Annotated in this window: 17 protein-coding genes; 13 read left to right on the plus strand and 4 right to left on the minus strand. The window is 57.5% G+C overall.

Going from position 1 to position 17,974, the window contains the following annotated elements; genetic code table 11:
* Positions 1–65: 65 nt before the first annotated feature.
* The 3 genes from AFK65_RS06705 (at position 66) to AFK65_RS06710 (ending at position 1,887) form a co-directional block, all read left to right on the plus strand.
* Positions 66–605 (plus strand): YfbU family protein, encoded by a 540-nt coding sequence (locus AFK65_RS06705; protein ID WP_032804195.1) that lies wholly within the window; start codon positions 66–68, stop codon positions 603–605.
* The gene (locus AFK65_RS22085; RefSeq protein WP_162830900.1) at positions 602–1,096 is read left to right on the plus strand and encodes a hypothetical protein; all 495 of its coding nucleotides are present in this window, start codon (positions 602–604) and stop codon (positions 1,094–1,096) included. The genes AFK65_RS06705 and AFK65_RS22085 overlap by 4 nt, the downstream gene beginning before the upstream one ends.
* Positions 1,097–1,251: 155 nt before the next feature.
* Positions 1,252–1,887 (plus strand): hypothetical protein, encoded by a 636-nt coding sequence (locus AFK65_RS06710; protein WP_144421398.1) that lies wholly within the window; start codon positions 1,252–1,254, stop codon positions 1,885–1,887.
* Between the two features lie 452 nt (positions 1,888–2,339).
* On the opposite strand, the gene AFK65_RS06720 is transcribed toward AFK65_RS06710, so the two are convergent.
* The gene (locus AFK65_RS06720) at positions 2,340–4,022 is read right to left on the minus strand and encodes an aspartate:alanine antiporter (RefSeq protein WP_007707274.1); all 1,683 of its coding nucleotides are present in this window, start codon (positions 4,020–4,022) and stop codon (positions 2,340–2,342) included.
* A gap of 292 nt (positions 4,023–4,314) precedes the next feature.
* Here AFK65_RS06720 and ybjM point away from each other — a divergent pair, with 292 nt between their 5' ends.
* The 10 genes from ybjM to rlmC all read left to right on the plus strand — a co-directional run bounded on the left by ybjM (position 4,315) and on the right by rlmC (position 13,376).
* Positions 4,315–4,692 (plus strand): inner membrane protein YbjM, encoded by a 378-nt coding sequence (gene ybjM, locus AFK65_RS06725; RefSeq protein WP_038857617.1) that lies wholly within the window; start codon positions 4,315–4,317, stop codon positions 4,690–4,692.
* A 135-nt stretch (positions 4,693–4,827) separates the two neighbouring features.
* Complete coding sequence (gene nfsA, locus AFK65_RS06730) at positions 4,828–5,550, plus strand: oxygen-insensitive NADPH nitroreductase (protein WP_007707284.1); 723 nt, start codon at positions 4,828–4,830, stop codon at positions 5,548–5,550.
* Between the two features lie 79 nt (positions 5,551–5,629).
* Positions 5,630–6,532 (plus strand): 30S ribosomal protein S6--L-glutamate ligase, encoded by a 903-nt coding sequence (gene rimK, locus AFK65_RS06735; RefSeq protein ID WP_004385779.1) that lies wholly within the window; start codon positions 5,630–5,632, stop codon positions 6,530–6,532.
* Between the two features lie 80 nt (positions 6,533–6,612).
* On the plus strand, positions 6,613–7,092 hold the full coding sequence (locus tag AFK65_RS06740) for a type III secretion system chaperone family protein (RefSeq protein ID WP_007707293.1): 480 nt from the start codon (positions 6,613–6,615) through the stop codon (positions 7,090–7,092).
* A 358-nt stretch (positions 7,093–7,450) separates the two neighbouring features.
* Complete coding sequence (gene potF, locus AFK65_RS06745) at positions 7,451–8,563, plus strand: spermidine/putrescine ABC transporter substrate-binding protein PotF (RefSeq protein WP_007707336.1); 1,113 nt, start codon at positions 7,451–7,453, stop codon at positions 8,561–8,563.
* A 139-nt stretch (positions 8,564–8,702) separates the two neighbouring features.
* Positions 8,703–9,836 carry a putrescine ABC transporter ATP-binding subunit PotG gene (gene potG, locus AFK65_RS06750; protein WP_007707338.1) on the plus strand — a complete coding sequence of 378 codons (1,134 nt, stop codon included), beginning with the start codon at positions 8,703–8,705 and terminating at the stop codon, positions 9,834–9,836.
* Between the two features lie 10 nt (positions 9,837–9,846).
* Entirely contained in the window at positions 9,847–10,806 is a 960-nt protein-coding gene (gene potH / locus AFK65_RS06755; protein ID WP_038857615.1) for a putrescine ABC transporter permease PotH, read from the plus strand.
* The gene (gene potI / locus AFK65_RS06760) at positions 10,803–11,648 is read left to right on the plus strand and encodes a putrescine ABC transporter permease PotI (RefSeq protein WP_038857614.1); all 846 of its coding nucleotides are present in this window, start codon (positions 10,803–10,805) and stop codon (positions 11,646–11,648) included. Before potH ends, potI begins: the two co-directional genes overlap by 4 nt.
* A 113-nt stretch (positions 11,649–11,761) precedes the next feature.
* Entirely contained in the window at positions 11,762–12,196 is a 435-nt protein-coding gene (locus AFK65_RS06765; RefSeq protein WP_050555783.1) for a YbjO family protein, read from the plus strand.
* Positions 12,197–12,248: 52 nt separating this feature from the next.
* On the plus strand, positions 12,249–13,376 hold the full coding sequence (gene rlmC / locus AFK65_RS06770) for a 23S rRNA (uracil(747)-C(5))-methyltransferase RlmC (RefSeq protein WP_038857612.1): 1,128 nt from the start codon (positions 12,249–12,251) through the stop codon (positions 13,374–13,376).
* Between the two features lie 92 nt (positions 13,377–13,468).
* Here rlmC and AFK65_RS06775 read toward each other — a convergent pair whose 3' ends face one another.
* From AFK65_RS06775 to AFK65_RS06785, 3 genes are read right to left on the minus strand one after another with little or no spacing between them, the layout of a single operon-like run.
* Entirely contained in the window at positions 13,469–14,656 is a 1,188-nt protein-coding gene (locus tag AFK65_RS06775) for a glycoside hydrolase family 88 protein (RefSeq protein WP_007707343.1), read from the minus strand.
* Positions 14,657–14,672: 16 nt separating this feature from the next.
* Positions 14,673–15,932 carry an oligosaccharide MFS transporter gene (locus AFK65_RS06780; RefSeq protein ID WP_007707345.1) on the minus strand — a complete coding sequence of 420 codons (1,260 nt, stop codon included), beginning with the start codon at positions 15,930–15,932 and terminating at the stop codon, positions 14,673–14,675.
* Positions 15,933–15,949: 17 nt separating this feature from the next.
* Entirely contained in the window at positions 15,950–17,794 is a 1,845-nt protein-coding gene (locus AFK65_RS06785; RefSeq protein ID WP_038857611.1) for a DUF2264 domain-containing protein, read from the minus strand.
* Positions 17,795–17,974 lie beyond the last annotated feature (180 nt).

Below are 17,974 nucleotides of genomic sequence, written 5' to 3' on the forward strand. Positions count from 1 at the left end.
TGGTGATAGAATGTACAGGCTTGAGTGTTTAATCACTATAACTACTTTATGTTAAGGAGCGGCTTATGAATCTTTCGGATTACGAGAAGTTGTCACTTGCGATTCTTTGCGAAATTCATACAGCATTAAAATTGAGTGATAATGGTCTTGATTCGAAGTTTATATCTAAAGCATTAGACACTGGCAATGAGTGGGCCATTTCTAGTCGTTTTGGGGATTACTTAGGTTTTAAAGATAGTGAGCACCCTGAAGAAGTCAGTTTTGTTTACAATGTCCTTGATATGTGGTCGTTTATTGAAGAGGGTGTGGAAGCTCTAACGGACGAGGAACGGGTAACTCTTGAGGAAAAGGCTGCTCCTTTAGGTAAAAACCCTCGATTTAATGGCTTTGATGGTAATAATGAAACCCGATATTTAAGCATAGCTAGCTTTATTGTTAGTGATCCTCATGCCTTCGGGGGGCGTTTCGCTGACAGGTATTTGAATTCACATTCGCGTCGTGTTGAAAAATATAAGCGTATGTATGAAATATTTGAGCCCTGGCGTGATAACTACCCCAGCCGTCCGCTAAATGTTGATGAATTAGTTAAATTACTTACTGCATGAAAGCTATAGACATTTTCCTGCCCGCATTGCGCGGGCTTTTTTTATGTCCGTCATTAACCCACCCAGAACGCACCACAGCGCCCGCAGCGCGCAAACCACACACCGCCACCCCTGAAACAGATCCCGCCCGCCTCGTTGCTCTGGCGCAGCCGCAGACCCACAAAATAAAACGTCCGCAGACAAAAACGGCACTACACCGCACCCGCCTGCAAGTTTTGGATCGCAAAATTTTTTCAGTTTTGTTTTTTTACAAACGACATGGTCAGACCGCGCCAGCGCTGGCGCATTGCCAGAAAAGCGAAACTGAAATGATTGAAAATAATTTCAGTGTTTTTCATTTTTTTGGATCGCTGATGGATCTGCCTGAAAATTCATGCGCATGTTTTAATTGGATTTTTTTGATTTTACGTCAGAGGAAGGGAGCTTCGGCCGCAATGGCAGACGGCACGTTATATAGAGAAAAGCCAGACGCGGCAGGGCATGTACAGTAACTTCCACCTCCGGCAGAACTGAAAAAATGTTCATTAAACATTGCACTGCTGATTTCCATTTTCCAGGAATCATCCGAAAGGTTAAGCCGTTCAGATGGTAAGAATATGCTGTTTTGATAACCTTCCACTACCGCATATTTCGTGAGATGGGTTTTATGGATGCAAAACTGATAGCGAAGGGAATTGTTGACGGGCTCGCAGCTTTTCCGGAAGGGCTTTATTTAACCGCCGTGAGGACAGTTGAAGGGTCAGGTGCCTTTGGGCGCGAGTTGAAAGTGCGCAATGAGTATGAAACCGAGCGATTTATGCGGGCATTCAAAGACCTCGCATCAAATGAAGAGCCGGTTAGAAGACTGGTTACGATGGTGATAACTGATTTCTATCAGAAATTAGATGATGCAGGTAAGAAAGCGATCAACGATAAGCTGCATTACTCAGATGCAAAGCTGGGTAGCCGTATGGGGGCTCAGGCATTTGTCTCGCAATACATTGCTAAACGCATAATAAATAGGGTGAAAATGGGAAAGGTCATGACGCGTGTCATTCGCGTAGCGTCAGCCTTCACGCTCAACATTGTTATGATACAAGGCATGATTGAAGAGGCTGCCAGAGCATCCCGAAGGATGAAAACCAAATATCCGATTACCTATTACAAAGTTGTCTACATGAATTTAGATATGGTTTATTTTCTGGTCGAAAGTGAACTTGAACCCTATCTGATATATATCGAAAGCCACCCAGTTCAGTGTAAAGGTATTGAAAATGAAATGTGCAAACTCCTCGCGAAATAATGTTTTTAAATCTGTGAGGAATCATGCGGCAAACATGGTCGAGGCGGTTACAACCTGCCTTTGCGCTTTCGCGGCTTTTGGTTGTCTGTTTATAGTAGATGGTTGGCTGATGAAGCTGGCCGGGTTCGTCGGCTTTTTTGCGTTGGCTTATCTAATCGCTTGGCTTGTCGATCTGGTGAAGACAGAGCGCCCGGAATAGCACTGGAATATCGTTGGATGGAGGCAAACTAACTCTGTGTCGCCATTTTGTCGCCTTTGATTGCAAAGCAATCTGACAAGCTGCTGTTTTGTAAAGATTAATTTTAGTGGCAATAAAAAACCCATCAACCTTGAACCAAGATGGCGGGGTTGATGGGCTCCACAAAATGGGGACATCAAAGAAAAGCAGTGGCACTAATTGAGACTGGCGCTTTTTCGAAAAGTTCGCGCCATCTGCAAAATTTCTCGTTTTTTTATGTGCCGGGCCAGATGATGACGATAAGCGTACCGGCAAGCGTCAGCAGAACGTTGGCAATCGCATAGGTGCCCGCGTAGCCGAGCGCCGGGATGTTGCTGCGCGCGGTATCGCTGATGATCTCCATCGCCGGTGCGCAGGTGCGCGCGCCCATCATCGCGCCGAACAGCAGCGCGCGGTTCATGCGCAGCACATACGCGCCGAACAGGAAGCAAATCACCACCGGCAGCAGGCTCACTATCAGGCCCGCAAACAGCATCTGGCCGCCCACGACGCCGAGGCCGTGGCCGATGCCGCTGCCCGCGCTCAGGCCCACGCCCGCCATAAACACCATCAGGCCGAACTCTTTCACCATCATCAGCGCGCCCTGCGGAATATAGCCGAACGTCGGGTGGTTGGCGCGCAGGAAGCCGAGCATGATCCCGGCGAACAGCAGACCGGCGGCGTTACCGATGCCGAAGCTGAACGAGCTGAACTGGAAGGTGATCATCCCGATCATCAGGCCGACAATAAAGAAGGCGCAGAAGGCAAGAAGATCCGTCACCTGGCTGTGAATGGAGATAAACCCGATGCGGTCGGCGATGGTTTTCACGCGCCGGGCGTCGCCGCTCACCTGTAAGACGTCGCCTTTGTTAAGGACGATGTTGTCGTCAATCGGCATCTCAATCTGGCTGCGGATGACGCGGTTTAAGAAGCAGCCGTGATCGGTGAGCTTAAGCTGGCCAAGACGGCGGCCCACCACGTTGTGGTTTTTCACCACGATCTCTTCGGTGACGATGCGCATGTCGAGCAGATCGCGGTCGAACACCTCTTTCCCGTTGCGAAAGCTCGGGTCGAGGCGCGCGTGCGCGTCCGGGTAGCCTACCAGCGCGATTTCATCGCCCATTTGCAACACCGCGTCGCCGTCCGGGTTCGCGAGAATGCCGTTGCGGCGGATGCGCTCGATGTAACAGCCGGTCTGGCGGTAAATGCCAAGCTCGCGCAGGTTTTTGCCGTCGGCCCAGGCGACCAGCTCCGGCCCCACGCGATAGGCGCGGATAACCGGCAGATAGACTTTGCGGTTGGCGTCGGTGTCGAGACCGCGCTCGCGCGCAATCTGCTGGGCGCTGGTTTGCAGATCCTGGTGCTGAAGTTTCGGCAGGTAGCGCGCGCCGAAAATCAGGCTCACCAGCCCGATAAGGTACGTCAGCGCATAGCCGAGGCTCAGGTGATCCAGCGCCTGGGCGAGCTGCGCGCCTTCCATCCCCGCGTGGCGTAATGTGTCGCCTGCGCCCACCAGCACGGGGGTTGAGGTCATCGAGCCCGCCAGCATCCCGGCGGTCAGACCGATATCCCAGCCGAACGCGCGGCCAAGCCCGAGCGCGATAAGCAGGGCGCTGCCGACCATGACCAGCGCCAGCATCAGGTAATTTTTACCGTCGCGAAAGAAAATAGAAAAAAAGTTGGGACCGGCTTCCACACCAACGCAAAAAATAAACAGCATAAAGCCGAGGTTAAGCGCGTCGGTGTTAATCGAAAAATGTTGCTGGCCTAATAATAATGAAACGACTAAAACGCCAATGGAATTACCCAGTTGCACAGAACCCAGGCGTAATTTACCAAGACACAGGCCGAGCGCCAGCACCACAAATAATAACAGGATGTAATTCCCGTTTAACAAATCTGCGACGTTTATATTCACGGAGGCTAACTTCTTGTTTACCAGTAAGTTGTTGAAAAGGAGAGGCTTCTGGGCTAGGATTTTGCTTATGTTTTGCCGGAAGTGCGCTTTTTCCGGCGCCGTTATTTCGTCTGCATAAGCTTTTAGCCGCCGCTAGTTTAATCGTTATGTATAGTATCGGCCAGCAAGAATATTCTATTACCCGCAGTTAATTATGAGGCACGGACTGCCGCCATGCTTTATCTGACTAAACATCCGCACTGGCGGAGAGGAGATCAGGTTGATACAGGCACTATCAGGGGGATATCTGTTGATGCGACGTCATAGCCGGGCCGCGACTGCCTGCTGTTTTATTCTGTTTCTGGCGGTATTCATGGCACAAAAAATGGTGCCCGGTACGTTTGCGCCAGGCGCCGGATCGATGGATTTGGGGATTTTATATTTCATGCTGCCGGGCGCGCTGGCGGGCGTGTGCGCCCGACGGGGCCGCGAGCTTAAGCCGCTGCTGGGGGCGCTGCTTGCCGCGCCGATCTGTCTGGTTCTTCTGCATCTGTGGGATGGAGACGCGCGTTCCTTCTGGCAGGAGCTGGCGTGGATTTTCAGCGCGCTGTTCTGGTGCTCTATCGGGTCGCTCGGCTGGCTGTTTATGTTAACGCTACGCCATCGTAGAGACGGCAGACGCCGGCTGTAACGGCCGGTTTCATTTTCCTTTCTAAACGCAACGTTCCGTTAACCGCCATCTGGCGCATTACGATTATACTGATGAGTTTTGGAGCGAGCCTTTAGCTTGCTTTTCAACACACCAGGAATGAATAAGGAAAACGTGATGACGCCAACGATTGAGCTGCTTTGCTCGCACCGTTCCATTCGCCATTATACCGACGAGCCCATCAGCGACGCCCAGCGTGAAGCCATTATCCACGCGGCGCAGTCCGCCTCAAGCTCCAGTTTCCTGCAGTGCAGCTCCATTATTCGCGTGACCGACCGCGCCATGCGCGAGCAACTGGTGACGCTGACCGGCGGCCAGCCGCACGTCGCGAAAGCGGCCGAGTTCTGGGTCTTCTGCGCCGATTTCAACCGCCACCTGCAAATCTGCCCGGACGCGCAGCTGGGCCTGGCGGAACAGCTGCTGCTCGGCGTGGTGGATACCGCGATGCTCGGGCAAAACGCGCTGGTCGCAGCGGAATCGCTCGGTCTCGGCGGCGTGTACATCGGCGGTATTCGTAACAGCATTGAGGCGGTGACGGAACTGCTGGGCCTGCCGAAGCATGTCCTGCCGCTGTTTGGCCTGTGCCTCGGCTGGCCGGCGGACGATCCGCAGGTGAAGCCGCGAATGCCTGCGGGCCTGATGGTGCATGAAAACCGCTACCAGCCGGTCGACCGTGAACTGCTGGCCGAATACGACGAAGAGATCGCTAACTATTATCTGCATCGCGACAGCAACGCGCGCCGCGATACCTGGAGCGACCAGATCCGCCGCACCATCATCAAAGAGAATCGTCCGTTTATTCTCGACTATCTGCATAAGCAGGGCTGGGCGACACGCTAAGCTTTTTTGCATTCCCCCGCCCGCGCGGGGGCGTGTATGATAGGCCGGTTTTCACAAGACGTGTTCAGAGAGGTGCAGGGTGAAAATCGCCATTTTGTCCCGGGACGGTACGCTCTATTCTTGTAAACGCCTGCGCGAAGCCGCCACGCGGCGCGGCCATCAGGTGGAAATTCTCGATCCGCTTTCCTGCTATATGACCATCAACCCCGCGGCGTCCTGCGTGCATTACAAAGGCCGTCAGCTGCCGCATTTCGATGCGGTGATCCCGCGCATTGGCTCCGCCATCACTTTTTACGGCACCGCCGCGCTGCGCCAGTTCGAAATGCTCGGCAGTTATCCGCTGAATGAATCGGTCGCCATTACCCGCGCGCGCGATAAGCTGCGCTCATTGCAGCTGCTGGCGCGTCAGGGCATCGATTTGCCCATCACCGGCATCGCCCATTCGCCGGACGACACCAGCGATCTTATCGATATGGTGGGCGGCGCGCCGCTGGTGGTGAAACTGGTGGAAGGCACCCAGGGCATCGGCGTGGTCCTGGCCGAAACTCGTCAGGCCGCCGAAAGCGTGATTGATGCCTTTCGCGGGCTCAACGCGCATATCCTCGTGCAGGAGTATATAAAAGAAGCCCGAGGGCGAGATATCCGCTGCCTGGTGGTGGGTGACCGGGTGGTCGCGGCCATTGAGCGCCAGGCGAAAGAGGGCGATTTCCGCTCGAACCTGCACCGCGGCGGCGTGGCGCGTATCGCGGAGATAAGTGAGCGCGAGCGCGACATCGCGATTAAAGCCGCCGCCACGCTCGGGCTTGACGTCGCGGGCGTCGATATTCTGCGCGCCGACCGCGGCCCGCTGGTCATGGAAGTGAACGCGTCGCCGGGCCTGGAAGGCATTGAGAAAACCACCGGTATGGATATCGCCGGGCAAATGATTAGCTGGATTGAGCGCCACGCGCGGCCCGACTACTGTCTCAAAACCGGCGGCTGATCCGGCGTCATGGTATAACGTCCGTTTTTTGCGTAAGCTATCCGATTGACATGTTTGTTGACTAAGAGGCTACAGGTTTTATGGATTCACTCGTCGTCCCGACGCTGGACACCCTGCGCCGCTGGCTCGATAACCTCGGCGTGAGCTTTTTCGAGTGTGATACCTGCCAGGCGCTCCATCTTCCCCATATGCAGAATTTCGACGGCGTGTTCGACGCCAAGATAGACCTGGTGGATAACGTGGTGATGTTTTCCGCGATGGCGGAAATCAAGCCTTCGGCGCTGCTGACGGTCGCGGCCGATCTCTCGGCCATCAATGCCGGCTCGTTAACCTTAAAAGCCTTTCTCGATATTCAGGATGATAACCTGCCGAAGCTGGTGGTCTGTCAGACGCTGCTCGCAGAAGTGGGCGTGACGGTTGAACAGTTCGAGGCCTTTTATCGCCAGAGCGAACAGCAGACCTCGATGGTGATTATGGAAGCCCGCGCGCACCAGCTGATTTACGCCCCTGAAGAGGATGAAAAAGGGGAACCTGAAGTGAATAACCATTTTCTTCACTGATCCCGCCCGCTTTTAGCGCAGTCGCCACCAGGGCGACTGCGTATTTCCATTTATTATTCTGTATATAAACTGTTGCGATAGCATAAATCACCGCTCACCTCGCCATTTTGGCTTATCACATAGACCAAATCTGACTAAAAAATTGTTAAAAGGCGTTTTTTATTCCGGGCTATAGCCTCGGGGTCAGGCTACAGTTATCCTTGCGAAGCTGCATACAGCGTGCAACGTCTGCCGGAGAGCCGCGCTCTTTTTTCTGCGCAGAATGACCATCTATGCATGAATCTTGCATATGTTTAATTGCGTAAATTTAGTTCGCGCCGACGCGGACTTTTACCCTTTATTCAGAAGGAAAACAGATATGTCCACCCAGAGTAAAAAATGGTTATCGGGTGTGGTTGCCGGTGCGTTGATGGCCGTCTCCGCGACGACCCTGGCGGCTGAACAGAAAACGCTGCACGTGTATAACTGGTCCGACTATATCGCCCCGGACACGATTGCCAATTTCACCAAAGAGACCGGCATTAAAGTCGTCTATGACGTGTTCGATTCCAACGAAGTGCTGGAAGGCAAACTGATGGCGGGCAGCACCGGTTTTGACCTCGTCGTGCCGTCTGCAAGCTTCCTTGAGCGCCAGCTCACCGCCGGCGTGTTCCAGCCGCTCGATAAGAGCAAGCTGCCGAACTGGAAAAACCTCGACCCGGAAATCCTCAAGCTGGTGGCGAAGCACGATCCCGATAACAAATACGCGATGCCTTACCTGTGGGCGACCACCGGCATCGGCTATAACGTGGACAAAGTGAAAGCCGCGCTCGGCACCGATGCGCCGCTGAATAGCTGGGATCTGGTGCTGAAACCGGAAAATCTCGAAAAACTGAAAAGCTGCGGCGTCTCCTTCCTGGATGCCCCGGAAGAAATTTTCGCGACCGTGCTGAATTACCTCGGCAAAGATCCGAACAGCAGCAAAGCGGACGACTACAGCGGCGCGGCGACCGATCTGCTGCTGAAGCTGCGTCCGAATATCCGTTATTTCCACTCCTCGCAGTACATCAACGATCTGGCGAACGGCGACATCTGCGTGGCGATCGGCTGGGCGGGCGACGTGTGGCAGGCGGCGAACCGCGCGAAAGAGGCGAAGAACGGCGTCAACATCTCTTACACCATCCCGAAAGAGGGCGCGCTGGCGTTCTTTGATGTCTTCGCGATGCCGGCGGACGCCAAAAACAAAGACGAAGCGTACCAGTTCCTCAACTACCTGATGCGCCCGGACGTCATGGCGCACATCAGCGATCACGTCTACTACGCGAGCGGCAACAAAGCTTCCACGCCGCTGGTGAGCAAAGAGGTGCGCGACAATCCGGGTATCTACCCGCCGCCGGACGTAATGGCCAAACTCTTCACGCTCAAAGTGCAGGAGCCGAAGCTGGATCGCGTCAGAACCCGCGCCTGGACCAAAGTGAAAAGCGGTAAATAAGGCCGTTTTACCGTAAACGGTATGCATCGGGGCGGTGCAGCTGCCCCATAACAGAACAGAGGACACGCGCCTCTGTTCTGCCATTTGCGCGGCAACCGGGCCGCGCAGGTACTTTTGCTTTTTGCCGGAGAGCAATGTAGTGAACGACGCTATTCCCCGCCCACAGGCGAAACCCCGCAAGGCGCTGACCCCGCTGCTGGAAATCCGTAACCTGACCAAATCGTTCGACGGCCAGCACGCCGTCGATGACGTCAGCCTGACCATTTATAAAGGCGAAATTTTCGCGCTGCTCGGCGCCTCCGGGTGCGGAAAATCAACGCTTCTGCGCATGCTCGCGGGCTTTGAAATTCCCACCGCCGGGCAGATTGTGCTGGACGGCGTGGATCTCTCCCACGTACCGCCGTACCAGCGCCCTATCAATATGATGTTTCAGTCTTACGCGCTCTTTCCGCATATGACGGTTGAGCAAAACATCGCTTTCGGCCTGAAGCAGGACAAACTGCCGAAGGCGGAGATCGCCAGCCGCGTCGAAGAGATGCTGGGCCTGGTGCATATGCAGGAGTTCGCGAAGCGTAAGCCGCACCAGCTTTCCGGCGGCCAGCGTCAGCGCGTGGCGCTGGCCCGCAGCCTCGCCAAACGTCCGAAACTGCTGCTGCTCGACGAGCCGATGGGCGCGCTCGATAAAAAGCTGCGCGACCGTATGCAGCTCGAAGTAGTCGATATTCTTGAGCGCGTTGGCGTGACGTGCGTGATGGTGACGCACGATCAGGAAGAGGCCATGACGATGGCAGGCCGCATCGCCATCATGAACCGCGGCAAGTTTGTGCAGATCGGCGAGCCGGAAGAGATTTACGAACATCCGACGACACGCTACAGCGCGGAGTTTATCGGCTCGGTGAACGTCTTCGACGGGCTGCTGCGCGAGCGGCGTGAGGACGGGCTAATCATCGACGCGCCGGGGCTGGTACATCCGCTGAAAGTGGACCCGGACGCCTCGGTGGTGGACGGCGTGCCGGTTCACGTCGCGCTGCGCCCGGAGAAAGTCATGCTCTGCGACGAACCGCCTGCCGATGGCTTTAACTTCGGCGTGGGCGAAGTGGTGCATATCGCCTATCTCGGCGATCTCTCCATCTATCATGTGCGGCTGCACAGCGGGCAGATGATCAGCGCGCAGTTGCAGAACGCGCACCGCTACCGCAAAGGCGCGCCCACCTGGGGCGACGAAGTTCGCCTGTGCTGGGACGCGGACAGCTGCGTTGTGCTGACGGTGTAAGGAGCGACAGATGAGCACTATTGAACGTCAAAGCGAGCCGCCGTCCGCCGCGCCAGGCGGTTTCCGGCTCTGGCTCGCGCGCCTGCAAATGGCGCATGGCCGTAAGCTTGTGGTCGCGCTGCCATACCTGTGGCTGATTCTGCTGTTTATGCTGCCGTTTTTAATCGTCTTCAAGATAAGCCTTGCAGAGATGGCGCGGGCGATCCCGCCCTATACCGATCTGGTGAGCTGGGCGGACGATCAGCTGTCGGTGACGCTGAATATCGGCAACTTCCTGCAACTGACCGACGATCCGCTCTATTTCGAGGCGTATCTGCAGTCGTTACAGGTGGCGGCTGTCTCCACGCTGTTCTGTCTGCTGCTCGGCTATCCGCTCGCCTGGGCGGTGGCGCACAGCAAGCCGTCGACGCGCAACATCCTGCTGCTGCTGGTGATCCTGCCGTCGTGGACGTCGTTTCTTATTCGCGTTTACGCCTGGATGGGCATCCTCAAAGAGAACGGCGTGCTGAATAACGTGCTGCTGTGGCTCGGCGTGATCGACCAGCCGCTCGCCATTCTGCATACCAATCTCGCGGTCTACATCGGGATTGTGTACGCGTACCTGCCGTTTATGGTGCTGCCGATTTATACGGCGTTGACCCGCATCGACTACTCGCTGGTCGAAGCGTCGCTCGATCTGGGCGCGCGCCCGGTGAAAACGTTCTTCAGCATTATTGTGCCGCTCACCAAAGGCGGGATTATCGCGGGCTCGATGCTGGTGTTTATCCCGGCGGTGGGTGAGTTCGTTATCCCGGAACTGCTCGGCGGGCCGGACAGCATCATGATCGGCCGCGTGCTCTGGCAGGAGTTCTTCAATAACCGCGACTGGCCGGTGGCCTCGGCGGTGGCGATCACCATGCTGGTGGTGCTGATTGTGCCCATCATGTGGTTCCACAAATACCAGAACAAAACGATGGGAGACCATGCATGAATAATCTGCCCGTGGTGCGCTCCCCGTGGCGCATTCTGATTTTGATTATCGGCTTTGCGTTTCTCTACGCGCCGATGCTGATGCTGGTTATCTACTCGTTTAACAGTTCAAAACTGGTGACGGTGTGGGCGGGCTGGTCGACCCGCTGGTACGGCGAGCTGTTCCGCGATTCGGCGATGATCAACGCCGTGGGGCTGAGCCTGACGATTGCCGCCTGCGCGGCGACGATGGCGGTGGTGCTGGGCACCATCGCGGCGGTGGTGATGGTGCGTTTCGGGCGTTTTCGCGGCTCGAACGGTTTCGCGTTTATGCTGACCGCGCCGCTGGTCATGCCGGATGTGATAACCGGTCTGTCGCTGCTGCTGCTCTTTGTGGCGCTCGGCCATGCGATTGGCTGGCCGTCCGATCGCGGCATGCTCACCATCTGGCTGGCGCACGTTACGTTCTGTACCGCGTATGTGTCGGTGGTGATAAGCTCACGCCTGCGTGAGCTGGACCGCTCGATAGAAGAGGCGGCGATGGATCTCGGCGCCGCGCCGCTGAAAGTGTTTTTTGTGATAACGCTGCCGATGATCATGCCAGCCGTGATTTCCGGCTGGCTGCTCGCCTTTACGCTCTCGCTTGACGACCTTGTTATCGCAAGCTTTGTGTCGGGTCCCGGCGCCACGACGCTGCCGATGCTGGTCTTCTCCAGCGTCCGTATGGGGGTCAACCCGGAGATCAACGCGCTGGCGTCGATTATCCTCGGCGTGGTCGGCATTATCGGTCTGATCGCCTGGTTTTTTATGGCGCGGGCAGAAAAGCAGCGACTGCGCGATGTCCAGCGTGCAAGGCATAGCTGAACCGCCTAAAATCTGCAATCATGTGCACCCGGCGCCGCGTATGACGCGGCGCTGTTTCACAGGGAAGGCGAGATTTGGACATTTTCAGCAAAGCGCGACAGTCACACGCCCGAATGAACGCTCCTACGCTGGTACAGGTGGCGGCGATAGGCATTATTTCTACGCGCTGCCTGGATCTGCTGATGATTTTCAACCTGCTGGGCGTGCGCGGCGTGATGGATTTTATCCACCGCAGCGTACAGACCTGGAGCCTGACGCTGATTTTCTTCGCAAGCCTCGTCTTACTCTGCATCGAATTCCGTTGCGCGTTCGTTATCCTGCAAGGTCGCGGCTGGGGCCGCTGGGGCTTTTTGCTTACCCAGATTATCGCCACCGGCTATCTGTGGGCGGCCTCGCTCGGCTGGGGATACCCGGAGCTGTTCAGTATCGCGGGCGGCTCGCGGCGTGAAATTTTCCATTCGCTGGTGATGCAAAAGCTGCCGGATATGCTGGTGCTGGCGCTGCTGTTTATTCCCGCCCGCAGCCGACGCTTTTTCCGGCTACAGTAATCCTGCGGCGTGATAGAATCGCCGGTCCGCGTTTTTCTTAAGGTTTTTAGCTATGCACTGCGCACTCTATGACGCCGGGCGCTGCCGCTCCTGTCAGTGGATTGAACAGCCCCCCGACACCCAACTTGCCGCCAAGATGACCGACCTGCGAACGCTGCTGGCTGACCTGCCCGTGGGCGAGTGGGGCGCGCCGGTGAGCGGGCCGGAGCGGGCGTTTCGCAATAAAGCGAAAATGGTGGTAAGCGGGAGCGTGGAAAAACCGCTGCTCGGCATGCTGCATCGCGACGGCACGCCGGTGGATTTGACCGAATGCCCGCTCTATCCGGCGTCGTTTTATACCGTGTTCGCCGCCATAAAACCGTTTATCGCTCGTGCTGGCCTGACGCCGTACAACGTCGCCCGTAAGCGCGGCGAGCTGAAATACCTGCTGCTGACGCAGAGCACGCTTGACGGCGGGTTGATGCTGCGTTTTGTGCTGCGCTCAAAGGAGAAACTCGAACAACTGCGCGCCGCGCTGCCTGCGCTGCTCGCGGAATTGCCGCAGCTTAAAGTAGTGACCGCCAATATTCAGCCGGTGCATATGGCGATTATGGAAGGCGACGAAGAGATCTGGCTGACGCAGCAGCAGGCGCTCGCGGAAAATTTCAACGGCGTGCCGCTGTGGATCCGTCCGCAGAGCTTTTTCCAGACCAACCCGACGGTCGCGAGCGCTCTGTACGCCACGGCGCGCGACTGGGTGCGCGCGCTGCCAGTGAATCATATGTGGGATCTCTTTTGCGGCGTCGGGGGCTTCGGGCTGCACTGCGCCACGCCGGAGATGACGCTGACCGGCATCGAAATCGCGCCGGAAGCGATTGCCAGCGCACGCGCGTCGGCGCAGGCGCTGGGGCTTCGCAACGTGTATTTTCAGGCGCTGGATTCGACCGATTTCGCGAACGGCCAGCAGGCAGTGCCGGATCTGGTTCTCGTTAACCCGCCGCGGCGCGGCATCGGTCAGGCGTTGTGTGAGTATCTGAGCCGTATGGCGCCGCGTTATATTGTCTATTCAAGCTGTAACGCGCAGACGATGGCGAAAGATATCCGCGAGTTGCCCGGCTATCGCATCGCGCGTGTGCAGCTGTTCGATATGTTTCCGCATACGGCGCATTACGAGGTGTTGACGCTGCTGGTGCGGGAGTAAACGCCCGTTTTTTTAGTGGTGGGTGCGCTGACGCTTACCCACCCTACACAAGGAGCCGTAGGGCGGGTAAGCAGAGCGCACCCGCCACGCGCTTACCAGTAGAGCTTCCAGCTTTGCGACAGCCGCGTCAGCGCTTCCATATAAAAATAATCGCCCCAGCTGCAACACTCATCCACACCTTTGTCGCTCGCCAGATGGTAAACCGAATGCTTCAACAGACCGTTGCAGGCGTCTTCCGGTTTGGCCAGGTAATCCCGCGTCAACGAGGTGAAAATATGCAGCGCCCACGCCTCGCAGACGGCGCGATCCGGGTCTGTCACGGGTAAATGTTTGATAAGCTCCAGCAGCCCGCACACGGTAATCGCCGCGGCGGACGAATCGCGCAGCGCGTCGGTGCCCTGAAGCGCCAGATCCCAGTGGCAGACGCCATCTTCCGGCAGGCGGTTCACGAAATAGCTCGCAAGCTTCTTCGATAACCCCACCATCCGCGTATGGCCCGTATAACGGTAGCTCAGCAGAAATCCGTAAATGCCCCACGCCTGCCCGCGAGACCAGCACGAATCATCGGCATACCCCTGCTGCGTATTGCCAAAGCGCGGCTCGCCGGTCACCGGATTCATATAATAGGTGTGCCAGCTGGAGGCGTCCGGGCGCACCAGATAGCGCGCCGCCTGGCTCACATGCGCCTGCGCCGCCGCCGCGAAACGCCCGTCGCCGGTCTGCTCGCTCGCCCACCACAGCAGCGGCAGGTTCATATTGCAGTCGATAATCATGCGCCCGGCCTGCGCCGGATCGTCCAGATCGCCCCACGCCTGAATTATCTGCGCCTTCGGGTGATAGCGCTCAAGCAGCGCCTCGGCGGCCAGCAGCGCGAAACCCCGCGCTTCCTGGCGGGCGTTCAGCCGCCAGTCGGCGACGCAGGAGAGCGTATACAGAAAACCGAGATCGTGCGTGTTGGTATCGTGGCGCCCGGCGATACGCTCGCCGAACGAGCGCACCTGGCGCTGCGCGGCGGCGCGGAAAGTCTCATCGCCGGAAAGCTCCCACGCGAGCCACAGCTGCCCAGTCCAGAAACTGGTGGTCCACTCGACGTTGTCGGTCAGCGGGTAGTAGCCCTTCACGCAGGTTTCGGCAGGGAAACGATCGCCGAAAGCGGCCAGATTCTGGCGCAGGCGCGCCAGCACGGCTTCACGGGTCTGCCCCAGCGTCTCGCGAAGCGACGCCAGCGAGGGCGCGGCGGGCGGATGGTTAAACGGTTCACGGGCAACAGATTGCAGCATAACGACTCCTGAAAAGTTAGTTTTTTACCGTCGCCGCGGCGTGAGCGGCGCCGTCACGTTTGCTCTGACAGGCGGAGAGGGTAAAGGCGGAAATCAGCGTAAAGGTGAGGGCGGTAGCGCCCATCAGGATATAGGTCTGCTCAAAGCCGATACGGTCGTAGAGATAGCCGGCGGGTGACGAGACCACCACGTTGCCGACATACAGCATCGCCTGGTAGCCCAGCAGATACATGGTGGCGTTGACGCGTTTGTCGAAGTGCTCGGCGATATACTTGAACACCGACACCAGCAGCAGGCAGATCTCCAGCCCGTACAACGGCTTCAGCACGGAAATCAGCAGATGGGAATCGCACAGCCCGGAGATAATCAGCCGCGCGCCGACGACCAGGCCGACAATCAGCAGCCCTTTTTTGGCACCCACATAGTTCACGAATACCGGAATGACCATGTACATCACAAATTCCATGCCGGACTGCACGGTGCCGAGATAACCAAAGACCGCGTTGCCCTGCTGCACGTCGTCAAAGAAGGTCACGAAGTAGCGTGAGAACTGCTGTTCGGCGATAAACATCATCCACGCCACGCCCGCCACATACAGGCAGAACGCCCAGAATTTACGGCTGCGCAGCAGTTCATAAACATCGCTCATGGCGATTTTCTGCTTCGAGAGCACTTCACTGGCGTGTGTGGTCGCAGTGTTGACCTTCAGGCTCAGCAGCACGCCCAGCATGACCAGCGACGCCGCGCTGCCGAGGATAAAGTTATACGCCGGGGAGAGGTTAAACAGCAGGCCGGAGAATGACGAGGCGACCGCCCAGCCGAGCGAGCCCCACATGCGGATCTGCCCGAATTCCATGCCGTTCAGGCGGCTGTAGCGATCGGTGTAGGATTCACAGGCCGCGACGCCTGCATACCACGCGAAGCTTAAATAAATCGCCCCGACGATAATCCCGGCCAGCGTGTTCGAGACCAGCAGCGGCTGGTAGACATAGATAAAAAACGGCGCCATCAGCGCCGACATGCCCACCACGAAATAGAGCAGGTATTTGCTCATACCGATCTTATCGAGGATGTAGCCGTAAACGGGCTTGAGGATCACCGAGAAAATGCCGTTCACGGCAAACACGGTTCCGATCACCGAACCGCTCAGGTGCGTTTTCTGCCCGAGCCAGATAGCCAGCAGACCGATACTGGCAGACCAGGTAAAAAAGTAGAGAAAGATAAAACTACTGATTTTCACATATTCCGCTTTATTGGCAGCAGTGATGTTCTTCATGGCGTCCTCTCAGGGGCTTATTTATTGTTGTAGAGCGGGAAGCGGCGCGTCGTGCCGTCCGGCGCGCGCAGGCGCAGGGCATCGGCCTCAAGGGTGATTTCGGGGGCGTCCGTCAGGGCGTCCGGCGCGCCGGTAACCCCGGCCACCGCGCTGCACAGCCAGCTTTCGCCTGCGGCAACGACGCCCGTAAGGCAAGGGATGGCGGCGCACTCAGCGAACATTACGCTGCTGTTGGGCGGCGTAATCACATGCTCTGCCTGGCGCGCGCCTGCTGGCGCGAGATCGACGATGACGCTGGCGCCGAAGGTCGCTTCAATCGCGCAGCGGTGCGCAGAGGCGATAACGCGCGTCGTCTGCGCTTGCCAGAGGGTGGCGAATCCGCCTTCGACGCTGTGCAGGTCACGATCGCTGCGGATATGGTGGACGCGCAGGTGCCACGGGCCGTAAGGGATAAGCCAGGTGGCGATTTGCACGTCGCGCCACGGCGACCAGCGCGAGAAAATATGGTCCGGCGCGGTGACGACCTCGTCGCACTCCCGGCGGCCGCGGTAGTAGCCGTCGTTTTCGCACAGCAGCAGCATGGAATCGCAGGCGGCATGTTTGATGCCGTAGCGGCCGCGCTCGATGGTGAAGCCGAAGTGGCTGGAGTAGGCGAATTTGGTGTATTTGGCCTCGGTATTCACATAGTTATTCAGCTCCACCTGGCCCGCGGTGAGCAGCCAGGCGTGGCGTGAATGCTCGCTGTGCGCGAGTAACTGTGAGGCTTCGGGAATGGCCCGAATTCCATCGTGTAGGGGCAGCGGCGCCTCCTGCGCCTGCCAGAAGGGGCTTTCTTCCGCCATCGCCAGCACCAGAAAAACCTTCAGCGCCCAGTAGGGCGAGCCGGGCGAGTTGTAGTCTTCGCACATCGCGAGATTCGGGCAGGCGTAACCGAGGGTCAGAATATCGTCGCGATCGAGGACTGGCTTATCCATCCACCAGCGCAGGTGGCGCAGCACAATGCCTTTCACCACGCCCGGCGTAAACACATCGAGCCCGGAGAACGCCACCGCGCTCCAGAACGCCACCATCGCAAAGCGGTAAGTAAGGCTGCGGCCAAACGGAATGGACGCGCCGTCGGCGGCGGAAAACCAGATGAAATTGGCGGCAAACCGGCGCGCGCGCTCACGAAGCGTCGCGGCGCGTTCGGCATCGTCCTCCGCCATCAGCGTGGCGTAGACCAGCCCGTAAAAGTGAAACGCCATTGAGATGTAGTAATCTTTCGGGCGGCCGGGGCCATCGGCGTACCAGCCGTTGCCGAGGTAATACGCCTCCATGCGGGTGAAACGCGTCTCCAGCACCTCACGCCGCCACGGCAGGCCCGCGCGTTTAAAACCCAGTTCCACGAGGATCGCGAAGTAGTTCCAGTTGCTGTCGGGCATGGAGGCGTCGCCTGCCTGGCGCAGCCACTGGTAAAGATTGTTCAGTTCACGCTCGCTAAAGCGCGCGGTGAGTTTCTCCTGCAGCAGCGCCAGCCCCAGCCCGTAGGCCGCCATCTCCACCAGCCGCTGATCGTAAGGGCCGGCCTCGCCCCAGTAGCCGGGGTGCTGCGGATCGGTGCCGTGGCGAATGGCCGTCAGGTATTTTTCCGCTTCCGGCGGCGTGTCGCCGCCCGCCATCAGCGGAAACAGCCCCCACAGCGCCCGCGACAACCCCTCCATCCGCGCGATGTCCGGGCCGTAATGCGCGCAGGTTGCGCCGAGGGTAATGCCGGTATCGCCTTCGATAAATTGTTGATCCAGCCCGCGCAGCAGCCGCAGCAACAGCGCGGCCACATCGCTTCGGGAAGAGAGCGGGTTTTTTGGGGTTTTCTCGGCTGACATGATTCACCTCACCAATGCGTTTGCACAGCGCTGAGCGCCTGCGTAATGGCTGCAAGCATAGGGAAGCCGGGGGAGGGGTAAATGTTAGCTGTGTCACAGGGCGATGCATTAGTTAAGACGCTGTTTGAGAAAATTTAAAACTATGGTTTATAACTGCGTGCAACCGGTCAAAAATTGAAA

Origin of the sequence: Cronobacter universalis NCTC 9529 (assembly GCF_001277175.1) — a bacterium.
Lineage (GTDB): Bacteria > Pseudomonadota > Gammaproteobacteria > Enterobacterales > Enterobacteriaceae > Cronobacter > Cronobacter universalis.